The sequence below is a fragment of the Shewanella sp. Arc9-LZ genome, from assembly GCF_010092445.1.
Lineage (GTDB): Bacteria > Pseudomonadota > Gammaproteobacteria > Enterobacterales > Shewanellaceae > Shewanella.
The window spans coordinates 344,310-359,838 of sequence record NZ_CP048031.1; the positions used below are offsets into that span (position 1 = coordinate 344,310).

General features: G+C 42.9%; 15 protein-coding genes. 5 read left to right on the top strand and 10 right to left on the bottom strand.

Annotated features, from left to right (window positions below):
* The first annotated feature begins 118 nt into the window (after positions 1-118).
* Positions 119-682, top strand: coding sequence for a hypothetical protein (locus GUY17_RS01630; RefSeq protein ID WP_162022102.1), 564 nt, complete (start codon positions 119-121; stop codon positions 680-682).
* Positions 683-711: 29 nt separating this feature from the next.
* Here the strand turns inward: GUY17_RS01630 and GUY17_RS01635 are convergent, their stop codons facing one another.
* The 3 genes from GUY17_RS01635 to GUY17_RS01645 all read right to left on the bottom strand — a co-directional run bounded on the left by GUY17_RS01635 (position 712) and on the right by GUY17_RS01645 (position 3,141).
* Positions 712-1,050 (bottom strand): DUF2956 domain-containing protein, encoded by a 339-nt coding sequence (locus tag GUY17_RS01635; protein ID WP_101084929.1) that lies wholly within the window; start codon positions 1,048-1,050, stop codon positions 712-714.
* Positions 1,050-1,514, bottom strand: a complete 465-nt coding sequence (gene trmL, locus GUY17_RS01640) for a tRNA (uridine(34)/cytosine(34)/5-carboxymethylaminomethyluridine(34)-2'-O)-methyltransferase TrmL (protein ID WP_059745837.1) — start codon at positions 1,512-1,514, stop codon at positions 1,050-1,052. The genes GUY17_RS01635 and trmL overlap by 1 nt, the downstream gene beginning before the upstream one ends.
* A 250-nt stretch (positions 1,515-1,764) precedes the next feature.
* Entirely contained in the window at positions 1,765-3,141 is a 1,377-nt protein-coding gene (locus GUY17_RS01645) for a mechanosensitive ion channel family protein (RefSeq protein WP_162022103.1), read from the bottom strand.
* 317 nt (positions 3,142-3,458) lie between these two features.
* Here GUY17_RS01645 and GUY17_RS01650 point away from each other — a divergent pair, with 317 nt between their 5' ends.
* Positions 3,459-3,617 carry a YqaE/Pmp3 family membrane protein gene (locus tag GUY17_RS01650; RefSeq protein WP_011635799.1) on the top strand — a complete coding sequence of 53 codons (159 nt, stop codon included), beginning with the start codon at positions 3,459-3,461 and terminating at the stop codon, positions 3,615-3,617.
* 259 nt (positions 3,618-3,876) lie between these two features.
* On the opposite strand, the gene GUY17_RS01655 is transcribed toward GUY17_RS01650, so the two are convergent.
* From GUY17_RS01655 to GUY17_RS01665, 3 genes are all read right to left on the bottom strand, one after another.
* On the bottom strand, positions 3,877-5,277 hold the full coding sequence (locus tag GUY17_RS01655; RefSeq protein WP_162022104.1) for an ATP-binding protein: 1,401 nt from the start codon (positions 5,275-5,277) through the stop codon (positions 3,877-3,879).
* Complete coding sequence (locus GUY17_RS01660) at positions 5,277-5,963, bottom strand: response regulator (protein WP_059745835.1); 687 nt, start codon at positions 5,961-5,963, stop codon at positions 5,277-5,279. Before GUY17_RS01660 ends, GUY17_RS01655 begins: the two co-directional genes overlap by 1 nt.
* 116 nt (positions 5,964-6,079) lie before the next feature.
* A complete protein-coding gene (locus tag GUY17_RS01665; RefSeq protein ID WP_254439852.1) occupies positions 6,080-7,507 on the bottom strand; it encodes a thioredoxin family protein in 1,428 nt (475 codons plus the stop codon).
* Positions 7,508-7,782: 275 nt separating this feature from the next.
* On the opposite strand from GUY17_RS01665, the gene GUY17_RS01670 reads away from it, so the two are divergent.
* Both GUY17_RS01670 and GUY17_RS01675 read left to right on the top strand, forming a co-directional pair.
* The gene (locus GUY17_RS01670; RefSeq protein WP_162022106.1) at positions 7,783-8,274 is read left to right on the top strand and encodes a Spy/CpxP family protein refolding chaperone; all 492 of its coding nucleotides are present in this window, start codon (positions 7,783-7,785) and stop codon (positions 8,272-8,274) included.
* 201 nt (positions 8,275-8,475) lie between these two features.
* Complete coding sequence (locus GUY17_RS01675; RefSeq protein WP_101084934.1) at positions 8,476-9,345, top strand: cation diffusion facilitator family transporter; 870 nt, start codon at positions 8,476-8,478, stop codon at positions 9,343-9,345.
* 74 nt (positions 9,346-9,419) lie between these two features.
* Here GUY17_RS01675 and GUY17_RS01680 read toward each other — a convergent pair whose 3' ends face one another.
* Positions 9,420-9,932 carry a gluconokinase gene (locus GUY17_RS01680; protein ID WP_162022107.1) on the bottom strand — a complete coding sequence of 171 codons (513 nt, stop codon included), beginning with the start codon at positions 9,930-9,932 and terminating at the stop codon, positions 9,420-9,422.
* A gap of 139 nt (positions 9,933-10,071) precedes the next feature.
* Between GUY17_RS01680 and GUY17_RS01685 the strand changes: the two genes are divergently transcribed.
* Complete coding sequence (locus tag GUY17_RS01685) at positions 10,072-11,448, top strand: GntP family permease (RefSeq protein ID WP_162022108.1); 1,377 nt, start codon at positions 10,072-10,074, stop codon at positions 11,446-11,448.
* A gap of 115 nt (positions 11,449-11,563) precedes the next feature.
* Here GUY17_RS01685 and GUY17_RS01690 read toward each other — a convergent pair whose 3' ends face one another.
* The 3 genes from GUY17_RS01690 to glnL all read right to left on the bottom strand — a co-directional run bounded on the left by GUY17_RS01690 (position 11,564) and on the right by glnL (position 15,494).
* Positions 11,564-12,793, bottom strand: a complete 1,230-nt coding sequence (locus GUY17_RS01690; protein WP_162022109.1) for a sensor domain-containing diguanylate cyclase — start codon at positions 12,791-12,793, stop codon at positions 11,564-11,566.
* A gap of 214 nt (positions 12,794-13,007) precedes the next feature.
* Positions 13,008-14,420 carry a nitrogen regulation protein NR(I) gene (gene glnG, locus GUY17_RS01695; RefSeq protein ID WP_101084937.1) on the bottom strand — a complete coding sequence of 471 codons (1,413 nt, stop codon included), beginning with the start codon at positions 14,418-14,420 and terminating at the stop codon, positions 13,008-13,010.
* A gap of 36 nt (positions 14,421-14,456) precedes the next feature.
* Entirely contained in the window at positions 14,457-15,494 is a 1,038-nt protein-coding gene (gene glnL, locus GUY17_RS01700) for a nitrogen regulation protein NR(II) (RefSeq protein ID WP_101084938.1), read from the bottom strand.
* Positions 15,495-15,529: the final 35 nt, after the last annotated feature.

Consider the following 15,529-nt stretch of genomic DNA (forward strand, 5'->3'; position numbering starts at 1 on the left):
ATGGTGTCACTCAGTGATTCAATGAGCTCGCTAAGCCAAGATAGGTGCAGGCAACATTGGCTATGTTGAGCTTGGGATCCGTTAAGTGTTAAACGCGATTGCGATAAGAGGATGGTTAATGATACATACATGCCGATTTATATTACTGCTAACGGCGATGTTGTTACTGACACATTCAACGTCATCTTATGCTGCGAAAGTAACTTTAGATACGTTTTGTAGCCAACTAGTGGGTGAGTGGCAGGGCAGTGCAGCCAATCCGAATGTTGCGCCGAAGCAGGTAAGCACTTCGGTGATGTGCTCGGCAGATAAACGTAATTTATACATTAGTGTTAGCCGTGGTAGTCGCTTTTCGAACAGTGAAACTTGGTGGTTTAGGCAACAACAAGATCATATTTTATTGGTGTATGCCAATGGGATTACCGATGATATTTCGCAACAGTTAACGCTTTATGAGCAAGCGGGCAGTTACTCATTTTTAGGCAAGGGGGAAATCAATCAACGTCCGGCCTTAGTACAATTGCAGTTCGATCCCATGATGAGTGATACCAAACCGTCAACAGCAGGATGGCAATGGCAGCAAAGCGCGCACTATTTGGATGACGACAGTGAGCAGTATCAAGTCATTAGAGCCATTAGTCTGCTTAAACCATCGGCAAAGAATACTCTGCCGACAGAATAAAATGAGTGCTTCTTAACACCCACTGTGACTTAGCGATAAAACAAATAAGCGGCAAACAATGCCCAACTCAATAGCAGTAACCCCAGCAACGACCATGTTAAAGGGTTGAATCGACTCTCTGGTTCAATGTAAGACATATCAGAATCGTCATCATTTGAGCTTGTCGCGCTTTTAGATTTTTGCTGCTGTTTACGGGCTTTATCTCGTTCGCGAGCCTTAGCCTTCTCACGTTTTTTGTATTCAGCAATCCCCTTTTCAACGCCCGCAGCAATCAGCTTGGTTTGTTCTTTAACTTGCCCAGGTTTTTGGGTTGCTTTGGCAATGGCTAAAGCATCTTGTTGGGTTTCAGGTGATAGCGTCTTTTTCATTACTCAGCGCCTGCAAAACCCAGCTGACGCCATGCTTCATAACTAATAATGGCAACTGAATTGGATAAGTTTAAGCTACGGCTATTGGCGGTCATTGGGATACGTAAGCGCTGCGCAAGTGGCGTCGCATCAATAATATCCATTGGTAACCCACGGGTTTCGGGGCCAAATAATAATACATCATTTTCTTGGAAAGCAATTTGCGTATGAGGACGGCTACCTTTAGTGGTGCAAGCAATAATACGCTTTCCTGCCATGGCCTCTAAAAAAGCGGCATAGTTTTTATGGCGAGTCACACTGGTTAGATCCGAATAATCGAGTCCCGCGCGACGTAATTTCTTTTCTTCGAGATCAAAACCTAACGGCTCAATCAAATGTAACTGCGAGCCATTGTTGGCGCATAGACGAATGATGTTTCCGGTATTTGGAGCGATTTCGGGTTCATAAAGGGCAATATGAAACATAGCAACCTTAGGTACGAAGCATAAAAAGAGTGGCAAATTATACCCTAACCAAGGTTTGACTGCGAGGCGTTATAAACGCTGACGTTATCAAAATGGGCGATACAGCCCTGATGATAATTGCTGGTTGGGCGCTGACACATAGGCAATAACAACCTGATAAAATACTGGCTATTTTATTGATGCCTTCGCGCTATAGTTCGCATATCGAGAAATAAAAATTCCATGCTTATTCCTCAACCAACATAAGAGCTTAGATAATATTGGCGCCACTTTCAGGATCTCGTGATTGTGCCGCTTGTTGACGTATATCATCGGTATCGCTGCTGATGTCATCGCTAGTTTCATTATGGGCATCTTCTAATGACTCTTGGGCTTTGTTGCTGTTGTGCTCAGTGCTCTGTATCGTATTCAGAGGTGTTTCACCTTGCTGATGTCCATTGGTGACTAATTGTATCCCTTGAGGGAAAATACGTTCGCGGGCGTCGTCAGGCAAGCTTATCTGATTCGCTTCATAAGCGCGCACCAGCAAGCGCATTAAAATTGAAGCCACTTTTGGAACACTGTGAGTTTCAGCATTGACCCAAAAATACACTTGTAGATTAATCGTCGATGAACCAAGGTTTTTTATCAGCACCTGCGGCTCGGGATCTGCGAGTACGCCGTGATGATCGGCCATGATCTCCATAGCGATGTCCTGAGCCTTACGGATACTTGCATCATAGCCAATGCCAATGACAAAATTGCCACGCATTCTCGGGTTGGCGGTAAGGTTTTTAATCACGTTTTTATAGATAGTGGCATTGGGTATTTGGATATGATTTCCGTCGTAATCGACTAACGTGGTGGCTCTTGCTGTGACTTGCTTTACCACTCCCAAATTCCCTTCGACGGAGATTACATCACCTAATTTGAACGGACGCTGCACACTGAGTAATAAGCTGGAAATAAAGTTTTCGGCGATGTCTTTAAAGGCAAAACCTAAAATCAGCCCAATGACACCAGTGCTGCTAATAATAGCGACCGCAAACTGCGTTAAGCCCGCGAGACGCAAGAATATATACAGCCCTAACAATATGATTAATATGCTGATGCTGCGCTGCATCACTAAACGGATCAACTCACTTTTTGTCACCCAAGCTAAGGGACTAATCAATAAGCGAGCTAAAGGATGTGAAAGCCAAAATAGGAGTAAGAAAATTGATAACCCTAAAGCCAAACGCGGTAAATAGAGTAAGGCTTTGGCCCAAAATTGCTCAGCATCTTGCTTCAGGGGAGCCAAAGATAAGGGCGCAATAGGTTGCAAGTGAATATTATCGACAACCTGAGTTACACCAGGTAAAGCGGCTATAGTTTGCAGTATGCGCTCTTTACTCGCTTGCTCCGTGGCAGAGCCGTTTAGATTGACGACAGAGCCTTGTATTTCAATGTCTATTGCGCTGCTTGGGTCGTTAATCTGTATCAGTTGCTTCACAGTGTTGGGCGAAGGCGCAGCCTGGGCATCAGTAGACACAAAGTTGGTAAGGCAACCAACAGTGACTAAACTCCATAGTAGAATCCATCGACTTAATCTTGGGGATGATCGCTGATTGCAGCAAGAAAAACGGTTTAAAAAAAATCGACAAATCATAAGATTATCCGCAAGGTATTAGCCTGTCATTATTCAATATTAGCAAATAAACTTCAAAGGCACCAAAGGTTGTGAGTGTTATCTGCTAATGTTTTTAGAGTATGCAAAAAGGGCTTTTTTCACTTCTAAAGGCATACTAATAGGTCAATATATGGGGTCGTGTAGTTGCTTAAAAACCGATGCTGATTAAGATCTAGAACAGCAACATTAGAAATAGTGGTCTGGTAATTGCTTTGTATATTATGAAAGTGAATACAAATCAGTTCATACACGCTGGGGTAATTGCTAACCTCGGCTCATTCAAAATGGAGAATATCATGGATTTATTACGTATTTTAATCGCAATCTTACTACCACCTCTTGGGGTTTTCCTGCAAGTGGGGCTAAGTAAGACCTTATTATTAAATATAATTTTAACCTTGCTAGGCTACATTCCTGGGATAGTGCACGCGGTATGGGTGATTGCTAAGCGCTAATGGCTGCCAAGATGATTATCCCTAATGGTGAAGCGGCTCAGGCTGCTCACATTTATCGGAAAATGTTGCCAGTTAGGGGTAATTTTTACCTAGTAATGACATGTTTATCAATAATGTGCTTTACGCTGTGTCGTCTATTAAGCTGAGCTAGCTGTTTATTGATACTCGTTTATTCCCTGCGTATGCAGCGGTTATGGACAATGCCATTACTCAGTCCGATTAGAATATAAGTGGTTAAAGTTTGTCTTTTTTATATCGACTAGCTAACCGGTAAACTGATACTGAGCTTAAGGCCTTCGCGCTTTCCTGTTGGGCTGATAAGGTTTTCTGCCACAATACTGCCTTGGTGTAACGTAATAGCAGCTTGAGTTATAGCCAACCCTAAACCCCAACCGCCGCTTTGCCTATCTCTGGCAGTGTCGGGGCGATAGAAAGGTTTAAATATAGCTTCGAGTTCTTGTGGCTCTATACCTGGACCGTCGTCTTCCACCGTTATCAATATGTGCTTGCCAACTTGGGCTGCGCTAATGGTTATCTGACTATTGGCATAGTAAATCGCATTACGCAGCAGATTTTCTATGGCGCGCGAGAGTGTCTTTGGGTGAAAAGGTAATAGCAGCGCCTCTGGTATATCAATTTGTAATAGTTTGCCTTGCTGCTCGGCTTCAAATTCGGCGTCATCTAACACTTGGCTTAAAGATTCTGCTAATTCGAGTACGACTTTATTTTCATGGCTGGCCAAGCTTACCCGAGATAGAGTGAGCAACTCGCTTATTAGCGCTTCAAGTTGTAAGGCTTCATAGCCGATACGTTCTAGCTCTTCACTTTGCTGCCCTTTTTTACGGCCTAACGCTAAGGCTAATTGCAGCCTAGTGAGCGGTGTGCGCAGTTCATGAGATATGTCGCCCATTAATCTTTGCTGATTGTTAATCATGGTTTGTACGGCATCGGCCATGCCGTTGAAAGCCTGTGCCAATTGGCCCATTTCATCGCGACGATTTGCGGTAGCTGCATCAACTCTGCTAGATAAATCACCTCTAGCGAGGGCATTGGCACTGTGTTTTAGCGAACGTAATGGCTTACCCAAATACCATGCGAGTAAACCGCATAATAAGCCTGACAATAATATGGCTAAGCCTGCGGTCAGTAATTTATTGTCGGCAAAGAAGAAGAACCACGGCCGTGGATGATTATCGGGGAAACGACCAAATAATTGATACGGTTTGCTGTTGACCTCAAAAGAATACGGGCCAAAAATAAGCTCATCTCTAAATTGATGGCTGATCGGTTGGTCTGCTTCTTCTGCCATGAGTTGAAAACGTCTAAATCCACGCGAGACTCGTTTGGTATTTAATACTTGACCTTCGCCGTCGGTTAAATATAAACGCAATGGGCCGCCATTATGGTTTCTATCACCTTCTTTATTGCGGCTACGGTGCAGACGTTGAAGGTTTTTACCTTCGAGCAATTGAGGTTGCTCTTGTATCCGTTCTGCAACGTTTTTAAGCACTCGCTCAAGGCTGGCAGGTAATGGCGAACGATCATGATTTTGTTGCAGTAATGGCAATAAAGACACCAGTGCAATAATCAATGAACTGCATAGCCAAAAGCCTAACAATAATTTAAAAAATAGCCCGTTAAATGGATTGTTCTTTAGCATTACGGTATCCAAATATAACCTTTACCGCGCAGGGTTTTGACGCGTGGACGGCCATCTTGGCGCTCTGGTAGTTTCTTGCGTAAGTTAGACAAATGCATATCTAAGCTACGATCAAATGGCATTAACTTTTTGCCTAATACGTTTTCGCTTAATGATTCTTTGGTGACCAGTTCGCCTGACTTTTCGATTAAATGAAACAGCAGTGAAAATTCGGTGCCAGTGAGAATGATTAGTTGCTCATTGCAATAGGTTTCTTGGCGGGTAGGGTCGAGACGTAAATCACCAAACTGCATCATTTCATTGGCTTGGCTATCTTGCTGAGTGGTTTGCGCTCGACGTAATATGGCTCTAATTCGAGCCACTAACTCGCGATCATTAAAGGGTTTTGGCAAATAGTCATCGGCACCAATTTCAAGGCCGACAACCCGGTCAATTTCATCACCGCGAGCGGTTAGCATTAATACCGGTGTTTGCTTGCGTTGGCGTAAAGCACGCAAGACTTCAAAACCATTCAGTTTAGGCAGCATCACGTCAAGAAGGATTAAATCGAAGTCTTGCTGTTGCGCCATCATCAGCCCTTGCTCACCATCATAAGCTTGGGTTAATACAAAGCCTTCCAACTCAAGTAATTGGCTGAGTAGATCTGATAAACCAATATCATCGTCGATCAGTAAAATACGATTCATAACTTTCCTCTGGCACAAAGAAAATCTGTATGTTGAAGCTAACATACAGATTTTTCGATCAATTAAGCTTATCTTATGCCAAGATTAAATCATATCAACATTGCACAGTTTTACATTTATCCTGCTTTATTTTGCACTATGTAGCGTTTAATTCTGGCAATAATAAAGGTCAGTACAATAGACCCCAAAATCAGACCTACAGAAAAGACTGCATTTTGCAGTGAGTTAGGGTTAAACACTAACATGCTGCCTAAACCTAACATCATAATACCTGACATCAGTTTAAGTACTTCGCCTTCTTTTTCGGTCAGTTTGCGTTTACCTAAGGTCATTGAGAATACAATCACAATAGCGGCAAGTGGAATAACGTAAACCACATTATAAGCGATGAGGTATAAGTAACGTTGCATGGTATCGAGATCTGATAACGACAACACTGAGGTGTAAATCATTGGAAAACCAGCGGTGCAAAGCAGTTCATAGGTGTTAGCTAAAATAGCCAGAATCGTTGAGCCTAAAATCATTGTTGGTAACGAGCTGGCTTTAGATAATTTGCCCATCCGTTTAATAAGCGAGCCACGATTTTCAACTGACATTGAAAGGCTAACGTCGCCACGGCCGTAAAAGTAATCTTTTATATTCACTATGGCCGCAATCAATGCCAATACCCCCGCACAAGTGATAATGATACCGCCATCACCGCCGCCAAGTAGTTGGAATAAGTTAAGCCAGGCGCTCATAAATATAAAGTAGATAAAGCCTGAGAAGAATACAAAAATACCGCCTACCAATAACATACGTTTGCGGCTGCCTGCATTAACCATGATGCTCAGTAAAAACAGCAACACGAAAAATGCGCAAGGATTAAAAGCATCGACACCAGCGAGTACTAAGGTGAGCACTGGCAATGACATTTCTTCAGGGTGCACTGCACCAATGAGTGGAATGTCGACAGGCTGAACAGTTGGTATAGGGGTAATGTCACTGGCTTGGTCAAATGACATGCCACACGAACCTTCGGCTTCTGGGTCGTCACTCGTGTCACTACAGGTTTCAAATAATGGTGCGCTTACCACTGGCGTAGCGCCTAAAAAATCATCGAGCTTATTACCAATATCTGCTTTACCACCTTGGCGTTGATAGCAGTTAACTAAGCGCTCTAGGATGTAACGCCCTGTGACATCATGGCTGTTATAGCCAACAACGGCCTCGCCACAAATGGCAAAGTAGGGCACCGATTTAGGTTCAACACCAGTGTGTTGGCCCATTTCCATGAGTTTGTCGACATTGCCGGGTTCGCTAATGGCGTAGTCGTGTAATTCTATCCAGTCAAAACGTTCGCCTAAAGCATCAATAAAAGGATGCGCTTCACGACAATGAGGACAGGTTTTAGACCAAAAAAAATGCAGTTTAACCACAGGCTGCTGGTTTTGCTGAGTATACCAAAGTGAGTCGTCTGTTGAGGCCGCGGTACTGGCTATTGAGCTGGGTGCCAATATCAGTACACAAAGAAGTAACAGTAATTGGCCAATCAATCGGTTCATAATGTATTCCATTAAAGCGCTAATAGTTAGATTTTATGCCCTAATATGAATACTGTAAGGATCAAGTCTGAATTACGTTAACTGGCTCGCATTACTGCGATTTTTATCATTCAATATGCCAACTTGATCATGAATTACTGGCGCTAAAGTGCTATGAAAACGTTCTTTACATAGGTTTACTCAGTCTTAACCCTCATTGACATTGCATTCGGTAAACTGAGTATCAAATCTGCTAAGGCAGAAAATAAATCCCATTCATACCGAGGTACTTAACAATGAAAACATCATCAATCATCAAAACGAGTTTAGTTGCCTTAGTGGCAAGTTCGGCTTTATTAGCTGGCCAGTTATATGCAGTTGATGCAGCTGATAACACTGTAAAAACTGAAAATGTTGCCGCTAAAGGTGACCGACATCATGGTCACAAAGGTGGCATGCATAAAATGCTTCGTAAGCTGGACTTAACTGATGCCCAAAAAGTTCAAGTAAAAGCCATCTTCGATAAGTACCAAGCTAACCGTCCTGAGCGCCCAACTAAAGAGCAGCGCGCTGAGCACCGTACAGAAATGTTAGCGTTAATCACTACCGCTGGTTTTGACGAAGCAAAAGCAACTGCAATGGCTGAAGCACAGCAACAAAAGCATTTACAAAAGATGCTGACGCATTTGAAAATGCAAAACGAAATTTATCAATTATTAACGCCTGAACAGCAACAAACGTTTCAAGATAAATTTAAGCTAGGCAAAGGCCACAAACCGCGCCGTTAATGATTAACTGATACAACATCAGGTTAAATAGATAAAAGCCATTACCTTGGGGTAATGGCTTTTTTATTCATGCAAGTTTGCTAATGGTCACACTTTGTATAAGACCAGCAGCGACTTTAGTAAACTTTATCCTAATCGAGCAATGAACTTGCTATAGTAATAGCAGATAAATCATCAGTTAAATGAGCCGACAATTCTTATATGAGTACCTCTTCTGAATATGACTTTTGGGTCAAATTAGCTAGCCGCGCGTCGGTGGCTACTGCGCTGTGTCTTATTGTGATTAAGTTAATCGCTTGGTTGTACTCTGGCTCGGCCAGTATGTTGGGCTCATTAACGGATTCATTTGCAGATGCACTTGCTTCGATTGTTAACTTTATTGCTATTCGGTATGCCATTGTTCCCGCAGATAAAGATCATCGTTATGGCCATGGCAAAGCTGAACCATTAGCAACGTTAGCCCAAGCGGCCTTTATTTTAGGTTCGGCGTCGTTATTATTATTGTATGGCGGCGAAAAGCTGATTCATCCAGTGGCAGTCACCAATGCTATGAGTGGCATCGTGGTGTCGATTATTGCCATTGTGCTGACATTTGCACTCGTTTTACTGCAACGACATGCGTTGAAAAAAACCAATAGCTCTTTGGTTGAAGCCGATTCATTGCATTATAAGTCTGACTTGTTATTGAATGCAGCGGTGTTGTTTGCGCTAATATTAGCGCAATATGGCTGGTGGTGGGCCGATGGTTTGTTTGCGGTGTTTATTGCATTGTTTATTGGTAATCAAGCACTCGGTTTAGGTTATCGTTCAATTCAGAGTTTACTTGACCGCGAGTTAGACAACGAGACTCGTGACAAGATTAAAGCCTTGGCCAAGCAAGACCCTCGGGTTCAAGGTATTCACGATTTACGTACTCGCCAAGCAGGTAAAACCACATTTATTCAATTGCACATGGAATTAGCCGGTAACTTGTCTTTGCATGATGCTCATGAAATAGCAGATAAAGCGGGTATGACGATTAAAGCGGCGTTTGATGATGCTGAAGTGATTATTCACCAAGACCCGGTGTGATAGAGATGAATGGGGATGACAAATGCCAGCTCAGCAATACGTGCGATTAAGCTGACACAGGTTAGATATAGAGATTAAAATCCCAGAGCGTTAAATTGCGCCAAAGCCTGCTTTACTATGTCTGTAATACTGGCGTTAATATCGACAGTCACCACTAATGGCTCATTAGTGGGTTCTTCTAATGTGGCAAACTGGCTGTCGACCATGTTTTGTTTCATAAAGTGACCTTTTCTGGCCATTATGCGTGCCAAAATCAATTCATAGCTACCCTGCAAATATAAAAAACCGACCTGTTGATTACCTTGCCGAATTAGATCCCGATAGGATTTTTTTAGTGCAGAACAACCAATAATCACGGTTTTATTTTGGTTGTTAAATTCTAAAGCTAGATCACCAATACGCGATAACCAAGGTGCTCTATCAGCATCATTTAGAGGTTCTCCTCGGGCCATTTTATCTATGTTGGCCTGGGCGTGAAGATCGTCACCGTCTACAAAAGTGGCATTCATCATTTTTGCTAACAGTTCACCTACGCTGCTTTTACCACATGCGCACACACCCATTACAATAATGCATTTTCCTGTCATTCTCTTACCATTCCTTAATATAAGCTTATATAATTAAAGGCTTATTTTTTCGTAACTCAGTTTATAACTTGAGTTTACTGATCTCATTAAGGTTTGTGAATTCGAATGAGCACTCTCATTAATCACTTTGGAATATAGTATGGACACAATGGTACAAATCGCAGACCCGACCTACTTGTTGATGATAGCTGCACTCGCCATTATCGCGTTATTGATCCTGATTATTAAAATGAAATTGCATGCTTTTGTATCGTTAACATTAGTCTGCGTGGCCACTGCACTGGCAAGTGGCATTAGCAGTGATCAAGTAGTGCCGACTATGATGGCGGGTTTTGGTGGCACCTTGGCTTCAGTTGCCTTATTAGTCGGCCTTGGCGCTATGATAGGTAAGATTTTAGAGGTCACTGGCGGTGCTAAAGTGCTTGCCGATACCTTGATTAGCCGCTTTGGTGAAGATAAAGCGCCGCTAGCGTTAGGTATCGCTTCGCTGTTGTTTGGTTTTCCAATATTTTTTGATGCTGGCTTAATGGTAATGATGCCTATTATTTTTAGCGTGGCTAAACGCTTTGGCGACTCACCACTTAAGTATGCTTTACCGTCTGCGGGTGCATTTGCGGTGATGCATGCTTTTGTACCGCCACACCCTGGACCGGTAGCGGCTGCAGACTTACTTGGCGCCAACATTGGTTTATTGCTATTTGTTGGCATGATGGTGGCAATCCCTACATGGTATATCGGCGCTTACTTATTTGGTTTATATGCAGGCAAAAAATTTGATATTCCCGTATCGAAAGTTTTCTTCAGCACCGCACCTATTATCGATGTCGACAAGATCCCCAAGTTTGCTACAGTGATGTCGATTCTGGTGTTACCTGTGATACTCATTTTTATGGATACGGGATTAAATACCTTAGCGGTAGCAGGAGTTATTGATGGTAAGTTGCCATTAGTTCAATTACTGCGAATGCTGGGTAAGACGCCCATCGCATTGCTGATTACCTTATTAGTGTGTTTGGTGGTCTTTGCTAAAGACTACGGCATGCAACCGCTTGAAAAACTGTGTGGCGATTCATTAGGGCCAATTTGTGCGGTGATATTAGTCACGGGTGCTGGTGGCATGTTTGGTGGTGTGTTACGTGCCAGTGGTATAGGCCAAGCGTTAGCGGATGCATTATCCGATACCGGTATGCCGTTAATTGTGGCCGCATTTGTTATTGCCACCTGTTTGCGGGTGGCGCAAGGTTCTGCAACTGTGGCATTAACCACTACAGCTGCATTAATTGCGCCCATGGTTGCGGCAACGGCTGGATTAAGCGCTGCTGATTTATGTTTTATTGTGATTGCCATTGCTGGTGGTTCAACGGTGTTATCGCACTTTAATGATTCCGGTTTTTGGCTGGTAGGGCGTTTGATGGAAATGGACGAGAAAACCACGTTAAAAACATGGACAGTGATGGAAACTTTACTCGGCACCATAGCTTTTATCATTGTTGGTATCTTGAGCATACTGTTTTAAATATCAATCGGTTATCATTAACAGTGACGAATTGACGTTTTAATACTAACAAAGCCGCAATAGCGGCTTTGTTAGCCAGAATATTGGCTTAATTTAGTGTATTTATGACTCTAGGTTATGCAAACACTAGCTGGCTAGTGATTTGTGATCGGGCTTGTTCTAACGCTGAATCTGCACGCAAAATAAGGCGGTCGATAGTGTCGTCAGCTTGCCAGTTAGATAACCCGACACAGGCACTAAAGCGAATGTGCTTACCGCTTTCTGGTTCGATTAGCTCCGTATGTTCGATACTATGACGAATACTCTCGGCTATTTTTAGTGCAATATTTTTGCTGCTAGCTTGAATGATGGCAATAAATTCATCACCGCTCCAACGGGCGATTAAGTCAGTTTCAGCAAGCTTACTTTGGCAATGCTGAGCAAAGTGAATCAACGCTTTATCACCCATATCATGGCCAAACAAATGGTTAATTTGCTTTAAGTCATCTATACCCATTAAGACACAATAAAGGTGTTCATGCACAAGGGTGCTATGGGTCATTAATTGCTGACTAAAATGGATTAAGCCTCGTCGATTAAGGGCTTTTGTGAGGTAATCAACATAGATTTGTTTATCGAGTTTGTCTTTTAATAAATAAGATTCGGTGACATCGATCATGGTAACTTGAATAGCGGGTTGCTGCTCCCAACTGATCACCGTCTCAATTAATTTCACCCATATGATACGACCGCTAAGGTGTAGGCATTTGATTTCAACAGGATGAGGTTTAACTTTATTCGCGAGTAACGCAGCGTTAGCGTCTAGGCGCTGTTCTTGATAGCTTGGTTCAATCACATCCAAAATTGAGGCGAGTGACATAATACTTTGGGTATTAGGGTAACCGAATAGTTGTGCTAATGTCTGATTGCAATACAGCGGGCTAAAGTTGCGATGTACTAATACGCCTTGTACAGATCCATTGACTAATTGCTGATAGCGACTTTCACTTTGTACTAAAGCTTGTTTAAGTGTTGTAGATTCAGTTAAATCCACAATCGTGATTTGTAGGGCTGATCGTCCTTGCCATTCAACTATGTGTTCAATAGCTAATATATTGAGTTTCAAACCTAAACGGTTACGGTTAATGTAGCTGCGTACCTGAGGTTTTTCTATACCACTCATTAATGCGTAGTAAGTGTGTGTGGCTACATCCTGTAGTTCGGGATCGATTAACTCTAGAACACTCTTTAGCGCTAAAATATCTTGAGCTGTATTATAACCGAAGATTTTTGCATAATTATCATCGGCATAAAGTGGTATAAAATCTTGATGAATAACTACACCATAATGAGCATCAAAATCCAAAATCGTTCCTTGTTTGAATGTTATATTTTAATGTAGCATTTTTACTCGATAAATATTCTAGCGCTTTTGGTTATTTGTACCCTGATGTGATGTGTAAACTCGGCAATATGAGATCATCTTCGCACTTACCGTTGTTAAGATCATAGCATTTTTATAAAAGTGTCATTGCCATAATGTTATTACATCATTATGGCTCCCCTGCGTCGTTTCGTTTTTAGTCCATCGACAGTTCTTTTAATTTACGCGTTAGGGTATTACGACCCCAACCTAGACGTTTAGCGGCTTCTTGTTTATGGCCTTGAGTATGTCTTAGTGCTGTTTCAAGTAAAATACGTTCAAATTCAGGTTGCACTTCAGTGAGTAAATCACTTTCACCTGCAGCCAGCTTTTCATCAATCCAATCAGTTAATGCGGTTTGCCAGTCACTTGCTCCAGCTTGTTTCTGCTGGGTTGCTACTGGGTCTTTAAGCAATTCTGGTGGTAAATCTTGCGGTAAAATTTCTTGTCCGGACGCCATTACGGTTAACCAACGACAAGTATTCTCAAGTTGGCGAACATTACCCGGCCAAGGAAGGTTAGCCAATTTTACCGCGGTTTCTTTAGTGAGTATTTTGGGTTCAACGCCAATCTCTTTCGCTGCGGTGCTTAAAAAGTGATTAGCGAGTTGGGCAATGTCTTCACGGCGCTGCGATAACGGCGGTAAGTGTACTCTGATCACATTGAGGCGATGAAACAAATCTTCGCGGAAGGTGCCTTTTTGCACCTGCACCTCAAGATTTTGATGCGTCGCAGCAATAATACGTACATCAACTTGCACTGCTTGATGACCGCCGACACGATAGAACTGGCCGTCGGCAAGGACTCGTAATAATCGCGTTTGCACATCGATTGGCATGTCACCGATTTCATCTAAAAATAGCGTGCCACCATTGGCTTGTTCAAAACGACCTTGGCGCACGTTGGCGGCACCAGTAAAGGCGCCTTTTTCATGGCCAAAGAGTTCAGATTCAATCAAATCTTTTGGGATGGCAGCCATATTTAATGCAATAAAGGGTTTGTCCTTACGTGGGCTGTGTTTGTGCAATGCACCAGCGACTAATTCTTTACCAGTACCAGATTGGCCATTGATGAGCACACTGATAGATGAGCGAGATAATCGGCCTATGGCACGAAACACTTCTTGCATTGCCGGGGCTTCACCAATAATTTCAGGGGTTTTTATGGTGGTATCAATAACGGGTTGTGGTGCTTGCTCTGTTGCATGTGTGAGTGCGCGTTCAACTAAATTAATGGCTTCATCAATATCAAATGGTTTTGGTAGGTATTCAAATGCACCTGCTTGATATGCGCTCACGGCACTGTCTAAGTCTGAGTGGGCGGTCATGATGATCACTGGAATATGTGGATAATGCAGTTGTAAGCGATCAAGCAAGGTTAAGCCATCAGTACCTGGCATGCGGATGTCTGAAACGATGACTTGAGGTTGTGATGCTTCTAAAGCTTGCCACAAGGATTCTGCAGCAGCAAAGCTAGCCGTTGACAGTGATGCGCCTTTAAGGGCTTTTTCGAGTACCCAACGGATCGAACTATCATCATCGAGGATCCAAACTTGTTCACTAATGTTCATGTTACTACCTCATTCTGCCTACAAAGGGCATGCTAGTTATTGTAATGGCAGGTTAATAATAAATTCGGTATGCCCTGGTGCCGAAACACAATCAATGCGACCGCCGTGTAATCGGGCAATGTTATGCGCAATGGATAATCCTAACCCTGAACCCTCGTCACGTCCGGTGACCATAGGGTAGAAGAGGGTATCCATTAACTCAGCAGGAATACCGGGGCCGTTATCAATAATGGATAAGGCGAGTACCACTTTATAGCGCTGTGTTCCAATGGTGACTTGATGTTGAGTGCGAGTGCGAATGACAATATCGCCACCACAATGTTCTAACGCTTGTATCGCATTTTGCACAATATTCAATACGGCTTGCTGCATTTGATCTGGATCCATCTGAATATCTGGAATCGATGGATCATAATCTCGTTTTAAGCAGATATTGTCTGGCAGTGCCATTTCGACTAACTTAAGCACTTTTTGAATCACTTGATGGATATTGTGTTCAGCATGCTGCGTTGGTCGTTGTGGGCCAAGTAAACGGTCGACTAAATTACGTAATCTATCTGCTTGTTCGATAATCAGACTGGTAAATTCTTTTAATTCGGGCGAGTCGAGCTCTCGCGATAACAACTGCGCAGCGCCTCTAAGGCCGCCCAGCGGGTTTTTAATTTCATGGGCTAAATTACGTACCAAAAACTGTGCAGCTTGCTGTTGGGCGTCCATATTAAGCTGCTGATGAATGCGACGTTGTTGGTCTACTTGACGTAATTCTAAAATGCTGAGGTTATTGTCATTTTCAATTGGCATCAAGGTGATATCAATGGTGTGATGTTGGCCGTCTAGGGTGATTAATGCGGCGGTATTGACCGTGAGTCCCTGGCCGGCATTAATGGCATCGCGTAGTAATTGTGGCTCAACCCCCATCAGTTGATAAAGCTCAGGAAGCGTTTGCTCGAGTAGCTTATGGTTACCTACTCCCAATAATTGTGCGGCCGCGGCATTAGCATAGCTCGGCTTGAGCTCGTTATTAATAACAAGCACTGCGGTGACTAAGTGATTGAGAAGGTTATTTGTGTCCATTAGCCGTCCTAGTATAGGGTTGCACCATTATAATG